Consider the following 14,285-nt stretch of genomic DNA (forward strand, 5'->3'; position numbering starts at 1 on the left):
TATCCAGGCCCAACTACTGGAACTACTCGACGTCGATCCAACCCGACCACGCTGGCTGGACACTCGATTCCCCACCTGCGAAAGACGGGCCTAGTCGCTCGCACTCCTGCCCGAGTGAGCCCGGTCACGCAAGGCTGACCTGTCCGCGTGCCCACCGCGACCGGGTCCTACCCTGGATGGTGCTTCGCCGACGCAGCCGGACCACTGGACACCTAAGGACCGCCCCGATGGCTCCCACGCCAGACTTCGAGTACAGCGACCTGCTCCCCCTGGGCGCTGACCCGACCCCGTACCGCAAGCTCACCTCCGAGGGTGTCTCCACCTTCGAGGCCGGCGGCCGCACCTTCCTCCAGGTCGAGCCCGAGGCGCTGCGCCTGCTCACGGCCGAGGCGATGCACGACATCTCGCACTACCTGCGCCCCGCGCACCTCGCCCAGCTGCGCCGCATCCTGGACGACCCGGAGGCCAGCCCCAACGACCGCTTCGTCGCGCTCGACCTGCTGAAGAACGTCAACATCTCGGCCGGCGGCATCCTCCCGATGTGCCAGGACACCGGCACCGCGATCGTCATGGGCAAGCGCGGCCAGAACGTCCTCACCTCCGGCGCGGACGATTCCGCCATCGCGCGCGGCGTGTACGACGCGTACACCAGGCTCAACCTGCGCTACTCCCAGATGGCCCCGGTCACCATGTGGGACGAGAAGAACACCGGCAACAACCTGCCGGCCCAGATCGAGCTGTACGCCACCGACGGCGACGCGTACAAGTTCCTGTTCATGGCCAAGGGCGGCGGCTCCGCCAACAAGTCGTACCTGTACCAGGAGACCAAGGCCATCCTGAACGAGGCGAGCATGCTCTCGTTCCTGGAGCAGAAGATCCGCTCGCTCGGCACCGCCGCCTGCCCGCCGTACCACCTGGCCATCGTGATCGGCGGCACCAGCGCCGAGTTCGCGCTCAAGACCGCCAAGTACGCCTCGGCACACTACCTGGACAACCTGCCGACCTCCGGCAACGCCAGGACCGGCCACGGCTTCCGGGACCTGGAGCTGGAGGCCAAGGTCACCGAGCTGACCCAGAAGATCGGCATCGGCGCCCAGTTCGGCGGCAAGTACTTCTGCCACGACGTGCGCGTGGTGCGGCTGCCGCGCCACGGCGCCTCGCTGCCGGTCGCGATGGCCGTCTCCTGCTCCGCCGACCGCCAGGCGCTCGGCAAGATCACCGCCGAGGGCGTCTTCCTGGAGCAGCTGGAGACCGACCCGGCGAAGTACCTGCCGGACACCACCGACGCGCACCTCGACGACGACGTGGTGCGCGTCGACCTCGACCAGCCGATGTCCGCGATCCGCGCCGAGCTGTCCAAGTACCCGGTCAAGACCCGGCTCTCGCTCACCGGCACGCTCGTCGTCGCCCGCGACATCGCCCACGCCAAGATCAAGGAGCGCCTGGACGCCGGCGAGGGCATGCCCAAGTACCTCCAGGACCACCCGGTCTACTACGCCGGCCCGGCCAAGACCCCCGAGGGCTACGCCTCCGGCTCCTTCGGCCCCACCACGGCCGGCCGGATGGACTCCTACGTCGACCAGTTCCAGGCCGCCGGCGGCTCCATGGTCATGCTCGCCAAGGGCAACCGCAGCAAGCAGGTCACCGACGCCTGCGCCGCCCACGGCGGCTTCTACCTCGGCTCCATCGGCGGCCCGGCCGCCCGCCTCGCCCAGGACTGCATCAAGAAGGTCGAGGTGCTGGAGTACGCCGAACTCGGCATGGAGGCCGTCTGGCGCATCGAGGTCGAGGACTTCCCGGCCTTCATCGTCGTCGACGACAAGGGCAACGACTTCTTCCGCGAGACGACGGAAGGCCCGCTGATCACCAACCTGCGGATCCGCTCCAAGGAGTAGCCCGGAGGAGTGCCCCCGACCGCCTCCCAACCGCCCCGGCCGCCCCTGCGGCCGGGGCGGTTTTCTGATGAATCCCGTACCGGGCCGACGAGAAGGAAGTGAAGGTCCTCAAGGCGCGCTACCACTGCCAGGAGCACCGACCGGCCGCCGCCGTCCGGTTTCAGGCGTCGAAGTCGTACTCCAGGACGTAGGAGGCGGCGTCGAGGATCATCTCGTTGAGTTCGACGACCTGACCCTCGTCGGCGAAGGCGGTGCGGCAGATCAGGATGACCGGGGTGCCGGCGGAGAGTTCGAGGCAGGCCGCCTCCTCGGCGGCGGGCATCCGGGAGCGGACCTCCTCGCGGAAGTGCACGGGCTTGGCGCCGATCTCGGCCAGCCGGGCGTAGGTGCCCCCGGGCCCGGTGTCCTCGCGGGTGATCGCGGTGCCGGCGACCAGGACGGCCGGCAGGTAGGAGGTGGAGAGCAGCACCGGCTTGCCGTCCAGGACGAAGCGGCGGTGCCGTACGCACATCGGGGCGCCCGGTTCCACCCCGAGCACCCTGGCCACGTGGTCGGGCGCGCCCTGCTCGGTGACGGCTACCTGGTCGACCACCAGGCTGCGGTTGTCGATGTCCGCCGACCATATCGACCGGCCGGAGCCCCACTGGCCCTGCGCCAGCCGCTGGATGCCGCGCCGGCGCAGCGGCCGGAAGTCCCGGACGAACACCCCGGCACCCCTGCGGGCCTCCGCGATGCCCTCGCTCTGCAGCACGCCCAGCGCCTGGCGGGCCGTCATCCGGGCCACGCCGTACTCGTCCATGAGGTCGTTCTCGCCGGGCAGCCGGTCGCCCGCGCGGTAGCGGCCGGCGTCGATGGCCGCCTTCAGGGAGTCGGCGATCCGCTGGTACTTGGGCTGTTTGTCGCCACTGCTGCCGCTCATCGCCGCTCCCTCTCCCTCGGACAATCGTAGGCGCGCTCGCGGTCGCCGGTAAGGAGATACGACCGTTGACATCTCTAGAGATATTAGCTTCTCTAGAGATGTCTGCCAGTCGCTGACGGAGCGAAGGAGCAGTGCGGTGACCATCCGACAGCGCAACGCCCCGGCCTACCGGCCCCGCGCGGGTGAACTCGTCCTCGACCGCAGGACCGGACGCACCGGCATCTACATGGACACCATCGGCGGCGAGCACTACCTGCGCCCCGAGCACGGCGGCCTCGAATGGACCGCCGAACCGAACCACGTCTCCCCCGTCCCCGAGCCCCGCGATTCGGCTGAATGCGATCAGCCCCGGTAATTGCGGCGAAACCCACGCAAACCATGGCATTCGGGCGCCGGTAATCCCCCCGTTGAATCCGGAATTCCGGAACGCTTCGGGGGGCGCCGCCCGGCACGTTACGGATGACCCCGGTCACCATGCGTGCAGCGGGGGCGGGAATCGGCCGCCGATGGACCCGCACACGAATTGGCGCGCACATCACGACAGTGCCCCCGTGCCCGGACGGGGGCAGGGGGGCACTCGGTGGGGGCCGCTTACGGGTGGCCGGCGATGACGCTCTCCGGCTCGTACGGCCCGCCCGGCTCACCGGTGGCCGGCGTGGCGGGCTCGACCACGTGGTCGGCCTCGTCGCCGAACAGGTCGTTCTCGATCGCCGTCTTCTGCGCGTCGGTCGGCGTGGTGTATCCAGCCGGGTTCGAGGACGCGGTGACCGCGCCCTCGACAGCCGTTCCCGCCTCCACAGCGGCGGCCGGGGCGCCGGTCTGCGGCGCGTTCTGCGGCGTCGACGGCACCGGGGTCTCGCTCTGGTCGTTGGCCATTGGGCGGCCGCCTTTCGGTCATCAAATGTGTCCAGCCCGGCCTCCGTGGCGCGGGCGCGGGGACAGTATCGTAGGGTTGATTAAATGTCCGATAAACATCGTGCGGCTTACGGTGCCGTCCGGCAGAGTCGGACGTCCGCCTAAGCTGAAGCACCACGGCGGACCGCCGAGCGCCCTTTCACGGAATCGACACCACAGGCCATCGGGGGACTTCATGGAGTTTCGGGAGACGCCGCAGACCCCTGCGCTGCGCTTCCAAGTCCTCGGTCCGGTCCAGGCCTGGCTCGACGGCAAGCCCCTCTCCCTCGGCTCACCCCAGCAACAGGCCGTTCTGACCGCCCTTCTGCTGCATTCCGGACGCCCGGTCACCACGCAGGACCTGGTTGACGCTCTCTGGGGCGAGCGCCCCCCGGCCCAGGCCGTAGCCGCGTTGCGCACGTATATCTCCCGTCTGCGCTCCGTCATCGAGCCCCGGCGGGAGGTCAGACGCCCCGCCGAGCTGCTGGTCTCGGTCGCCGACGGCTACGCCCTGCGCATCCCGGGCGAGGCCCTCGACCTGTCGCTCTTCGAGCGGCTCTCCGCCGAAGCCGCGGCCGCCCGCACATCGGGTGACAAGCAAGAGGCTCACCGGCTGCTGGTGCAGGCCCTGGACCTGTTCAGCGGCCGTCCCCTCACCGGTGTCCCCGGCCCGTACGCCGACGCCCAGCGGCTGCGGTTGGCCGAGCGCCAGGTCGCCGCTTCCGAGGAGCTGTGCGCAGCCGCCCTCGACATCGGCCTGCACGCCGAGATCGTCGGTGAGCTCAACACCCTGACCGCCGAGCACCCGCTGCGCGAGCGCCTGCGCGAGCTGCTGATGCTGGCGCTGTACCGCTGCGGGCGACAGGCCGAAGCGCTCGGCGTCTACACCGACACCCGCAAGCTCCTGATCGAGGAGCTCGGGGTCGAGCCGGGCACCGGCCTGTCCTCCATGCACAACCGCATCCTCGCGGCCGACCCGGCACTCGACGTCCCGGCCATCCCAGCCCCCGCCACCCACGAGGACGACCCGACCACGCCGCCTGCGCCAGCCCAACTCCCTGCCGATGTCTCGGACTTCAGCGGACGTTCGGAGCTGGTCGGCGACCTCTCGGCAGTCCTGATGAACGCCACGGGCCAGGCCGTGGTGGTCACCTCATTGGCCGGCATCGGCGGCGTCGGGAAGACGACCCTGGCCGTCCACGTCGCCCACCGCGTCCGCGCCGAGTTCCCGGACGGGCAGCTGTACGTCGACCTGCGCGGAGCCGGCACCTCGCCCGCCGACCCGGTGGTCGTTCTGGGCGACTTCCTGCACGCACTCGGCGTCGCCGAGAGCCCTGACTCGCTCGAACAGCGCGCCGCCCTCTACCGTTCGCTGCTCGCCAGCCGGCGGATGCTGATCCTGCTCGACAACGCCCGCGACGCCGACCAGATCCGGCCGCTCATCCCCGGCGTCTCGGGCTGCGCTGTCCTCGCCACCAGCCGTTCCCGGCTGGCCGGCATCCCCGGCGCCCAGCTGTTCGACGTCGAGGAGCTGACAGCAGCCGAGGCACTCTCCCTGTTCTCGGCCATCGTCGGCGAACACCGGGTCACCGCCGAGCCCGAGGCTGCCATGAAGGTGGTCACCGCCTGTGGCTTCCTGCCGCTGGCCGTCCGCATCGCCGCCGCTCGGCTGGCCAGCCGTCCGCGCTGGAGCGTTTCCGACCTGGCCCGTCGGTTAGCCGACCAGCGCCGGAGGCTGGACGAACTCCAGCTCGGCAACCTCGCCGTGGAAACCACCATCGGGCTCGGCTATGGGCAACTGTCCGTGGACGAGGCCCGCGCCTTTCGGCTGCTCGCCGTGATCGACTCGCCCGACATTCCGCTGGCAGCCGCCGCGGCGCTGCTCGGCGTGGACCAGGACACCGCCGAGGACCTCGCTGAGGCACTGGTCGAGGCCAACATGCTGGAGTGCTTCACCCCTGGCCGCTACCGCTACCACGACCTGCTCCGCCTGTACGCCCAACGGAAGAACGATCGGGTCGGAGACACCGACGAGCAGGAAGGAGCGGTACTGCGGCTGCTCGACCTGCTGATCCCGACCGTACGCAACGCCGCCCAGGTCATCGAACCGGACGACCCGGAGCCCGAACCGCTCACCCTGCCCGGCTCATGGGGCCTCAGCCTGCCGACGAGCCAGTCCGCGCAGGACTGGCTCCGTGCCGAGGGTGCTCTGCTGCTCAGCGCGGTCGAAGCCGCCGCGAGTGGCCCCAGTGCTCTGCAGCGTGCGGCCGTCGACCTGCTGAACTACCTGTTCAGCATCGATCCGGACCCGACCCGAGGCCCGCGCGTGCTTCGCGCCCTGGAAGCCATCGGCCACGACGCGGAGCTTCGTCACGACCCGGCCGAACTCGCCCGGGTGTACTTCGCCCTCGGCACCCTGCAGAACGTCACCAGCGACTTCCAGGGCGCCGAGCAGTCGCTGCGCCGGAGTATCGACCATCAGGCACCGGATGATGCGACCGTCCTGCTGCTGGCGACGGCCAACGTCCTGGGCGTGATCCTCAGTGTGGGTAACCGCCCTGCCGAGGCCCTGCCGTTCCTCGAACAGGCCCTCGCGATCAACCGGCAGGTCGGCACTGCCATCGGCGAGGCCAGGCTGATCAGCAACATCGCCCGGATCCAGCACCGGCTCGGGATGACCGAGACGGCGATCCGGTCCGCCGGAGAGGGTGTCGCCGCCGCGCGGGAGTCCAAGAACGGCCCACTGCTCGCCCAGACCCTCTACCAACTCGGCGTGGTGCTATCCAACGCCGAGGCCGTCCCGCACCTGCGCGAGGCCCACCAGCTCTACCAGTCCCAGCGCAACCCACTCTGGGAGGGCTACACCCTGGCCCGTCTCGCCTCCGCCCTGCTCGTCGCCGAGCAGCCCACCGAGGCGGCCGAGGCGGCCGGTGAGTCGCTGGCGATCGCCCAGGAGCTGGACTCCGCGTACTGCCAGGGCCTGGCCAACGCCGCGCTCGGCGAGGCGCTGCTCGCCCTGGCCCAGCCGGCCCGTGGGCTGGCCTGTCTCCAGGAGGCGCACGCGATCTTCACGCGGCTCGGTGTGCCGGAGGCCTCCCCCGTGGCGGACCTCATCTCCCGACAGCACACCGAGCCCTTCTCCTCTCCCCCCGCGCCGTAAGGCCTCCGCTCCCCCTCGGAGCACCTCCCCCGATCCGCGCGTCGGCGCCCCCGCAGCCCCCCGGCTGCGGGAGCGCCCTCAACGCTTCCCCGGCGCTGGACACAACTGTGCACTCCGCCGATTGACGTTCGATAAACGTCCGATTGCCAGCCTGCCGACCGGAGAAAGCGCAGGTCAGCGCCGTCGACCCGGCGTGCCGTGCGGCGTGCGGCGCCCCGCGCACCACCCTGGCCCGCACCGAAGTGCTTCCGCGGACCCGACCCACATCGGCCCAAGTATGACGAGTTGGCCGGAAAGGGACCCCATGGCGCAGTGATCACGCATATTCTCAGATGCCAGTACGCACACGAGTGTCTGCCGACAACGTGTCGGGGTGCAGGCCGTCTGTGTGATGCGGGGAGCGTGACGTACCGCCACCGGCAGCGGCCCAGGAGGCTGCGGAGGAGCCGACCGGAGGCCACGGGTGGAAGGGTGCCTCTCAACGTGACGACCGGACAGATATCCGACCCGTTCCCCGTCGGCGAGGACGCCGGGGACGACGGGCCCGACGTGCGGCGACGCCGGGCAGCACGGGCCCTCCAGGCGGTCGCCTTCGACACCATCGGCACCGGGTACGGCGAGGCGTTCCCCGCCAAGGAGGGGCAGCTGGAGTGCGGGCGGCAGCTGCTCGCCGCGCTCGAACCCGGGGCCCGGGTGCTGGACGTGGGCTGCGGCACCGGTGAGCCGACCGTCCGCCAGCTGACCACCGGCGGGCTGCGGGTGACGGCGGTGGACCTCTCGGACGTGATGCTCACGCTGGCCCGCCGAGCCCGGATCACCGGTCCCTTTCCGGCCGAGTTCCACCGCATCGACCTGTACGATCTGGCCACCGAACGCGCCGACAGGGCCTGGGGCGCGCCCGGACTGGGCCCGGCGGGCCACGGCGGTTTCGCCGCCGTCACCGCGTTCTTCTCGCTGATCATGCTCCCGCAGGACGAGATCCCGACCGTGCTCGGCCGACTGCGCGAACTCCTACGGCCCGGCGGACTGCTGGCCCTCGGCATGGTCGAGGCCGACCTGGATCACGTTCCGCTTCCGTTCCTTGGCAGAGAGCTGCGGATCAGCGGGTATCTGAGGGAGGATCTGGAGCGGGTTCTGGTCGCCGCCGGTTTCGCCGTCGAGGAGTGCTCGGGGCATCCGTACGCGCCGGCCAGTACCACGCTGCCGCCGGAGGAACAGCTGTTCCTGTGCTGTCGACGCGTCGGCTGACCGCCCGGAGGACCGCACCAGTTCCCCGACCACACCTCCCGACCACATCGAATCCAGGACAGGCAGCCGTGCGCGACCAGCTCAAGACCGAGGCCGAGCCGCCGCCCGCCGTCCCGGGCCAGCGCCCCCGGTTCCCGGCCCGGACACCGGCCCCGGCGAAGCCGCCGACTGCACGGCCGGACCGCGCCGGGGCGGCGGACGGGGTGGCGGACCGCCTCGCCTACCTCGACGCGGCGACCCGGCGGATCAACAGCGCCCTCGACCTGGCCGCGACCCTGCGCAACATCGGGCGGGTGCTGGTCCCGACCCTCGCCGACGCCGCCGTGGTCCACCTGCGAGACCCGCTGCCCAACGTCGAGCGCGAACCCGGCTTCCCGGAGGAGCTGCGGATCCACCACAGCACCGGCACCCGGATCGGCCGCCGCGGCCGCAAGAGCGGCGCGGACGAGCGGCACCGCTCCCGGTACGGCTCCCGGTCGACCGCCGACACGGGCCCGGCCACCCCCGTCACCCGCGGCGGCGCGCTGGCGCACATCCTGCTGAGCCGCCGCCCCGCCGAGTCGGCCGTCCTCGGCACGCCCGCCGCCGAACGCACCGATGTGCTGCTGCGCGAGCTGTACGGCACCCGCGGGTTGGCCCGGCTGGCCCCCGGCACCTCGGTCGTCGCCCTGCCACTGCGCGGCCGCAAGGCCGTCCTCGGTCTGCTGGTGCTGATCCGCCGGCCCCCTGAACGCACCGGCCGCCCGGCCTTCGACGAGGCCGACACCGCGACCGCCGCCCACCTAGCGACCCAGGCCGGGCTGGCGGTGGACACCGCGCTGAGGTACGCCCGCGAGTGGGAGATAGCCAACGAACTCCAGCGCAGCATGCTGCCGTTGCGCCTGCCGCAGTCGCACGGCGTCCGGCTCGCCCAGCGCTACCTGCCCGGCGAGCGCGGCGCGCAGGTCGGCGGCGACTGGTACGACGCGGTGCCGCTGCCCGGCAACCGGGTCGCCCTGATCGTCGGCGACGTGATGGGCCACTCACTCACCTCGGCCGCCATCATGGGCCAACTGCGCACCAGCGCCCAGACCCTGGCCGCGCTCGACCTGCCCCCGCACGAGGTGCTCTACCACCTGGACGAACAGGCCCAGCGGCTCGGCCGCGAACAGCACCTGGCCACCTGCGTGTACGCGGTGTACGACCCGATCGCCAACCGGGTGGTGCTGGCCAACGCCGGGCACGTCCCGCCGGTGCTGGTCCGCCCGGACGGCACGGCCGAGTTGGTGGAGCTGGACTCCGGGGCGCCGATCGGGGTCGGCGGGGTGGACTTCAACTCCGTCGAACTGCCCGCGCCGCCCGGCTCGGCCCTGCTGCTGTTCACCGACGGCCTGGTGGAGACCCGCACCCGCCCGCTCAGCGACGGCCTGGAGGTGCTCCGCGCGCGGATCGCGGCCGCCCGCTGGCAGTCCCCCGAGCAGCTGTGCCAGGAGGCGCTGCGGATCCTGCCGCCCGGGGACCGCGGCGACGACATCGCCCTGCTGGGCGCCTGCTTCGACGGCATCCCGGCCGGGGACGTCGCCCACTGGTACCTGCAGCCGCGCAACGAGACGCCCGGCCGGGCCCGCCGGCTGGCCGCGCACACGCTGCGCCGCTGGGGGCTGGACGCGCTGAGCGAGGCGACCGAGCTGATGGTCAGCGAGCTGGTGACCAACGCGGTCCAGCACGCGACCCGGCCGGTCACCCTCAGCCTGGTGCGCACCACCCGGCTGCGCTGCGAGGTCGGCGACGACAGTCCGCTGCTGCCGCGCCCGCGCCGTACCGGTCCGGAGGACGAACGCGGGCGCGGGCTGCAGATAGTGGCCCGGTGCGCGGACCGCTGGGGCGCGACCCGGCTGGGCACGGGCAAGGTGGTCTGGTTCGAGCAGCGGCTGCCCCAAGTGGCCGTCCTGCCCGTGAAGTAGCCCTCCGGCCCGTGAAGTGGCCCTCCGGCCCGTGAACCTGCCGTCCCCGTCCGGGAACCGGCCGCGCGCGCCCTGCGGGAGGTGCTCCCGGCGGGCGCGCGCGTGACCGGACTCAGACCCCGGCGGGCTGCCTCGTCTCCCGCCGGTCCTCCTCCAGCCGGGCGATCAGCTGCTCGCCCTCCATGTCGACCTTCGGCACGACCTTCTCCAGCGGCCCGGGGAACCACCAGGCCGCCTTGCCGAACAGCGCCATCGCGGCCGGCACCAACGCCATCCGCACCACGAAGGCGTCCACCAGCACGCCCACCGCGAGGGCGAAGCCGATCGGCTGGACGATCGGGTCGTGGCCGAGCACGAAGGCGCCGAACACCGAGATCATGATCAGCGCGGCCGCCGTCACCACCCTGGCGCCGCCCTTCACCCCGCCGACGACCGCCTCGCGCGGCGCCTTACCGTGGACGTGCTGCTCCTTCATCCCCGACACCAGGAACAGCTCGTAGTCCATCGCCAGCCCGAACAGCACACCGATCAGCAGGATCGGCACGAAGCTGACCACCGGGCCGACCTTGGGCACGTCGATCAGGCCGTCCAGCCAGCCCCACTGGTAGACCGCCACCACCGCGCCGAGCGAGGCCAGGATGCTGAGCAGGAAGCCCAGCACCGCCTTGAGCGGCACCAGCACCGAGCGGAAGGCCAGCGCGAGCAGCACCAGCGCGATGCCGACGATCACCGCGACGAACGGCGGCAGGGCCTGGCCGAGCTTGGTGGAGACGTCGATGTTGGCGGCGGTGGTGCCGGTGACGGCGATGCCGGCGCCGGTCGCGGCCCCGATCCCGGCGCGCTGGTCGCGGATCTCGTTGACCAGCGCCCTGGTCTCCTCGTCATCCGGGCCGGTCTTCGGGATGACCGGCACCAGGGCGGTGCCGCTCGCCCGGTCGATCTTCGGTGGCAGCAGGGTCCGCACGCCCTTCAGCCCCTGGAGTTCGGCCGCCACGCCCTGCACCGCCCGCTCCGGCTGCGGGGTGCCGTGGGCGTCCACGACGACCACCAACGGCGCGTTGAAACCCGGGCCGAAGCTGTCGCTGACCAGGTCGTACGCCGTGCGGCCGTCCGTCCCGACGGCCTGTGAGCCACCGCCGGGCAGTCCCAGGTCCAGGCTCGCGGCGGGCGCCGCCATGGCACCGAGCCCGGCCAGGCCGACCAGCAGGACGGGCAGCGGGCGGCGGACCACGAAGCGGGCCCAGCGCTCGCCCGTGGTGACCTTGCCGTGGGTGGCCAGCGCCCGCTTCCAGACCGGCAGCCGGTCGATCGCCCGGCCGGTGAAGCCGAGCACCGCGGGCAGCAGCGTGATCGCGACCAGGACGGCCACCACGACGGCGCCGGAGGCGGCCAGGCCCATCACGGTGAGGAACGGGACGCCGACGACGGCGAGTCCGGCGAGCGCCACCACCACGGTCAGGCCGGCGAAGACGACGGCGCTGCCGGCGGTCGCCGTGGCCCGGGCCGCGGACTCCTCCGGCTCCAGTCCCTCGTCCAGGTGGCGGCGGTAGCGGAACAGGATGAACAGCGCGTAGTCGATGCCGACCGCCAGGCCGACCATCAGCGCCAGCACCGGCGCGGTGGTGATGATCTCGAACGAGCCGGTCAGCGCCAGCAGTCCGGCCATGGTCACGGCGACGCCGACCAGTGCGGTCAGCAGCGGCAGCCCGGCGGCCACCAGGGTGCCGAGGGTGATCACCAGCACCACCCCGGCCACCACCAGGCCGATCGCCTCGGAGCCGCCCTCGATCTGCGCGAACCTGTTGTACGCGTCGCCGCCGAAGGCCACCTCCAGTCCGGCCGCGCGGGCCGGCTCGGCGGCGGCCTTGACGGCGTCGCGCTGCTGGTCGGTGACGTCGGCGAGCTTGTGGTCGAAGGAGACCAGCGCGATCGCGACCTTCCCGTCGGGGGAGACCGCGCCGGTGGCGTACGGGTCGGGCACCGCGGCCACGCCGGGGACGTGGGCGATCCGGCCGACGGCCTCGCCGACCGCCCTGGTCGCCCCGGGAGAGGCGACGCCGCCGGACGCCGGGGCGGCGAAGACCACCTGGGCGGAGGCGTGGCCCTGTTCCGGGAAGGTGCCCTTGATCCGGTCCAGGGTGGCCTGCGCCTCGGTGCCCGGGACCTTGAACTCGTCGCCGGTCTTGCCCGCGAAGGCACCCGCGGCCCCACCGATCGCGATCAGCAGCGCGACCCAGACGGCCAGCACGGCGCGCCTTCTCCGGAAGCAGTGGCGGCCCAGTCGGTACAGGTACGTGGCCAAGGTCTGACCCCTCGCGTGCGATCGGCGGACAGGCGGGTGCCTGAGCGAACCCCTCCCACGGTAGACCCAACTTTGTCAGGTGACAAAGTTGGGCGACCAGATCAGTCGACACAGTTGCCCGACCATGGCGCTACCCTGGCTGGATGGCTCATGTCCCCGCCTCCGAACGCCGACCGCAGCTGGTCCGGGCCGCGATCGACCTGATGACCCGGGAAGGGGTCGCCGCCGCCAGCACCCGCGCGGTCGCGGCCGAGCTGGGCGTGGCCCAGGCGACGGTTCACTACACCTTCGGCACCAAGAAGGACCTCTACCGGGCCGTCGTCGAGGAGGTCGCCGCCCAGTTCATCGGCCAGGTGCGCGCCGCCTCCCCCGGTGACGGTCCGTTCGGCGAGCAGGTCCGCACCCTGGTGCACGCCCTCTGGGACGCCGCCACCGGCGAGGACGGACGCTGCGTGCTGCTGAGCGAGTTCGAGACCCTCGCGATGCGCGACCCGGACGTGCGGGAGATCATGCTCGGACTCCAGCGCGCGATCGAGGGCACCGCCACCGAGATGATCGGCGCCCTCGCGGCCGCTCACGGGCTGACCCTGGCCGCCCCCGCGAGCCGGATCGCCGTCCACTTCCTCAGCGGCTTCGACGGACTGACGGCCCGCCACCTCATCCGGCGCCACCCGGGCGAACAGCCCGACCAGGAGACCCTGGAGGCGCTGGACGTGCTGGTGGCGACCACGGTCGGGCTCTGCCTCGGCGAGGCGGCGGACCGTCAGGGCCCCTAGGCCGCCCCCTCGTCCTCCCCGCCGACGATCCGGACCGGCAGCTCGGCCAGCACCTCGCGCAACGCCGCGGCGAAGCGGTCGTACTCGGCACTGCGGGCCGAGCCCGGGCGGGTGGCCAGCCCGATCCGGCGGCCGGGTGCCGGGGCGGCGAAGCGGACGGCCGCCAGCCGGTCGGCGCGTCCGGCCTCCACGTCCAGCGCGGTGGCGGGCAGCAGGGTCACCCCGAGCCCCCCGGCGACGAGCTGGACCAGGGTGGACAGGCCGGCCGCCCGGGTGGTGGAGCCGGCCGGGTCCGCGCCGACCTCGCGGCAGATGTCGAGGGCCTGGTCACGCAGGCAGTGACCCTCCTCCAGCAGCAGCACGTCCAGGTCGAGCAGCACGTCGCGCGGGACGTCGATCCGCCCGGCGAGCGGATGCCCGGGCGGGGTGACCAGGACGAAGTCCTCGTCGAACAGCGGGATGTCCCGGGTCGGCGAGGCTCCGCCGGCCGGGAGCGCCAGCAGCAGGACGTCCAGGCGCCCGGCGGCCAGCCCCTCCAGCAGCGAGGGGGTGCGCTCCTCGTGGACGTGCAGCTCCAGCTCGGGGAAGCGGTCGCGGACCAGCCGCAGCACGGTGGGCAGCAGGTACGGCGCGACGGTCGGGATCACTCCGAGGTGCAGCGGCCCGGTGAACGGGCGGCGGGCGGCCTCCACCTCCTCGGTGAGGGCCTGCAAGGAGGCGAGCACCCGGCGCGCGTGTTCGCGCACACGCTCCCCCAGAGGGGTCACAATCACCTTGCGCGTCGTACGCTCGACCAGCTGCGCACCGAGCGACTCCTCCAGCGCCGCGATCGCCCCGGACAACGCCGGCTGGCTGGTCCCGGTCGCGGCGGCGGCCTCCCGGAAGTGCCGGTGCTCGGCCACCGCGACGAAGGCCCTGAGCTGGGCGACCGTCGGAGTGCGCGGGCTGCGGACTGTGGCGCTCCCCACAGTCGGCTCGGGTTTGGCGGCGACGCCCCTGCGGGAGCCGGGCCGGGACGTGGGCGGTTCGGTACTGATAGCAATCTCCGATCAGACACATCCAGTGTAGCTATTTCCCTGATCAGTCCACGATGTGGAATTGTTGGGCGTGTCCGGAATCCGGACAAACCTCCCCGCAGTCTCAATGTT

At 72.2% G+C, this 14,285-nt stretch carries 10 protein-coding genes; 6 read left to right on the top strand and 4 right to left on the bottom strand.

Going from position 1 to position 14,285, the window contains the following annotated elements:
* The first annotated feature begins 227 nt into the window (after positions 1 to 227).
* On the top strand, positions 228 to 1,895 hold the full coding sequence (locus ACH4J0_RS35275; protein WP_396245207.1) for a fumarate hydratase: 1,668 nt from the start codon (positions 228 to 230) through the stop codon (positions 1,893 to 1,895).
* 160 nt (positions 1,896 to 2,055) lie between these two features.
* Here the strand turns inward: ACH4J0_RS35275 and ACH4J0_RS35280 are convergent, their stop codons facing one another.
* Complete coding sequence (locus ACH4J0_RS35280) at positions 2,056 to 2,814, bottom strand: GntR family transcriptional regulator (RefSeq protein WP_396245209.1); 759 nt, start codon at positions 2,812 to 2,814, stop codon at positions 2,056 to 2,058.
* Positions 2,815 to 2,950: 136 nt separating this feature from the next.
* Between ACH4J0_RS35280 and ACH4J0_RS35285 the strand changes: the two genes are divergently transcribed.
* Entirely contained in the window at positions 2,951 to 3,169 is a 219-nt protein-coding gene (locus ACH4J0_RS35285; RefSeq protein WP_396245211.1) for a hypothetical protein, read from the top strand.
* 236 nt (positions 3,170 to 3,405) lie between these two features.
* On the opposite strand, the gene ACH4J0_RS35290 is transcribed toward ACH4J0_RS35285, so the two are convergent.
* Entirely contained in the window at positions 3,406 to 3,690 is a 285-nt protein-coding gene (locus ACH4J0_RS35290) for a hypothetical protein (RefSeq protein ID WP_396245212.1), read from the bottom strand.
* 214 nt (positions 3,691 to 3,904) lie between these two features.
* Between ACH4J0_RS35290 and ACH4J0_RS35295 the strand changes: the two genes are divergently transcribed.
* From ACH4J0_RS35295 to ACH4J0_RS35305, 3 genes are all read left to right on the top strand, one after another.
* Positions 3,905 to 6,868: a BTAD domain-containing putative transcriptional regulator gene (locus ACH4J0_RS35295; RefSeq protein ID WP_396245214.1), complete on the top strand. Its 2,964-nt coding sequence runs from the start codon at positions 3,905 to 3,907 to the stop codon at positions 6,866 to 6,868.
* A 483-nt stretch (positions 6,869 to 7,351) separates the two neighbouring features.
* Positions 7,352 to 8,116 (top strand): methyltransferase domain-containing protein, encoded by a 765-nt coding sequence (locus ACH4J0_RS35300; protein WP_396245216.1) that lies wholly within the window; start codon positions 7,352 to 7,354, stop codon positions 8,114 to 8,116.
* 68 nt (positions 8,117 to 8,184) lie between these two features.
* The gene (locus ACH4J0_RS35305) at positions 8,185 to 10,059 is read left to right on the top strand and encodes a SpoIIE family protein phosphatase (RefSeq protein WP_396245218.1); all 1,875 of its coding nucleotides are present in this window, start codon (positions 8,185 to 8,187) and stop codon (positions 10,057 to 10,059) included.
* 112 nt (positions 10,060 to 10,171) lie between these two features.
* Here the strand turns inward: ACH4J0_RS35305 and ACH4J0_RS35310 are convergent, their stop codons facing one another.
* Positions 10,172 to 12,361 carry an MMPL family transporter gene (locus tag ACH4J0_RS35310; protein ID WP_396245220.1) on the bottom strand — a complete coding sequence of 730 codons (2,190 nt, stop codon included), beginning with the start codon at positions 12,359 to 12,361 and terminating at the stop codon, positions 10,172 to 10,174.
* A gap of 143 nt (positions 12,362 to 12,504) precedes the next feature.
* Between ACH4J0_RS35310 and ACH4J0_RS35315 the strand changes: the two genes are divergently transcribed.
* Positions 12,505 to 13,137, top strand: coding sequence for a TetR/AcrR family transcriptional regulator (locus ACH4J0_RS35315; RefSeq protein WP_396245222.1), 633 nt, complete (start codon positions 12,505 to 12,507; stop codon positions 13,135 to 13,137).
* Here ACH4J0_RS35315 and ACH4J0_RS35320 read toward each other — a convergent pair.
* On the bottom strand, positions 13,134 to 14,105 hold the full coding sequence (locus ACH4J0_RS35320) for a LysR substrate-binding domain-containing protein (RefSeq protein WP_396245224.1): 972 nt from the start codon (positions 14,103 to 14,105) through the stop codon (positions 13,134 to 13,136). The two genes, ACH4J0_RS35315 and ACH4J0_RS35320, sit on opposite strands and share 4 nt — an antisense overlap.
* Positions 14,106 to 14,285 lie beyond the last annotated feature (180 nt).

Origin of the sequence: Kitasatospora sp. NPDC017646 (assembly GCF_044329365.1) — a bacterium.
Classification (GTDB): domain Bacteria; phylum Actinomycetota; class Actinomycetes; order Streptomycetales; family Streptomycetaceae; genus Kitasatospora.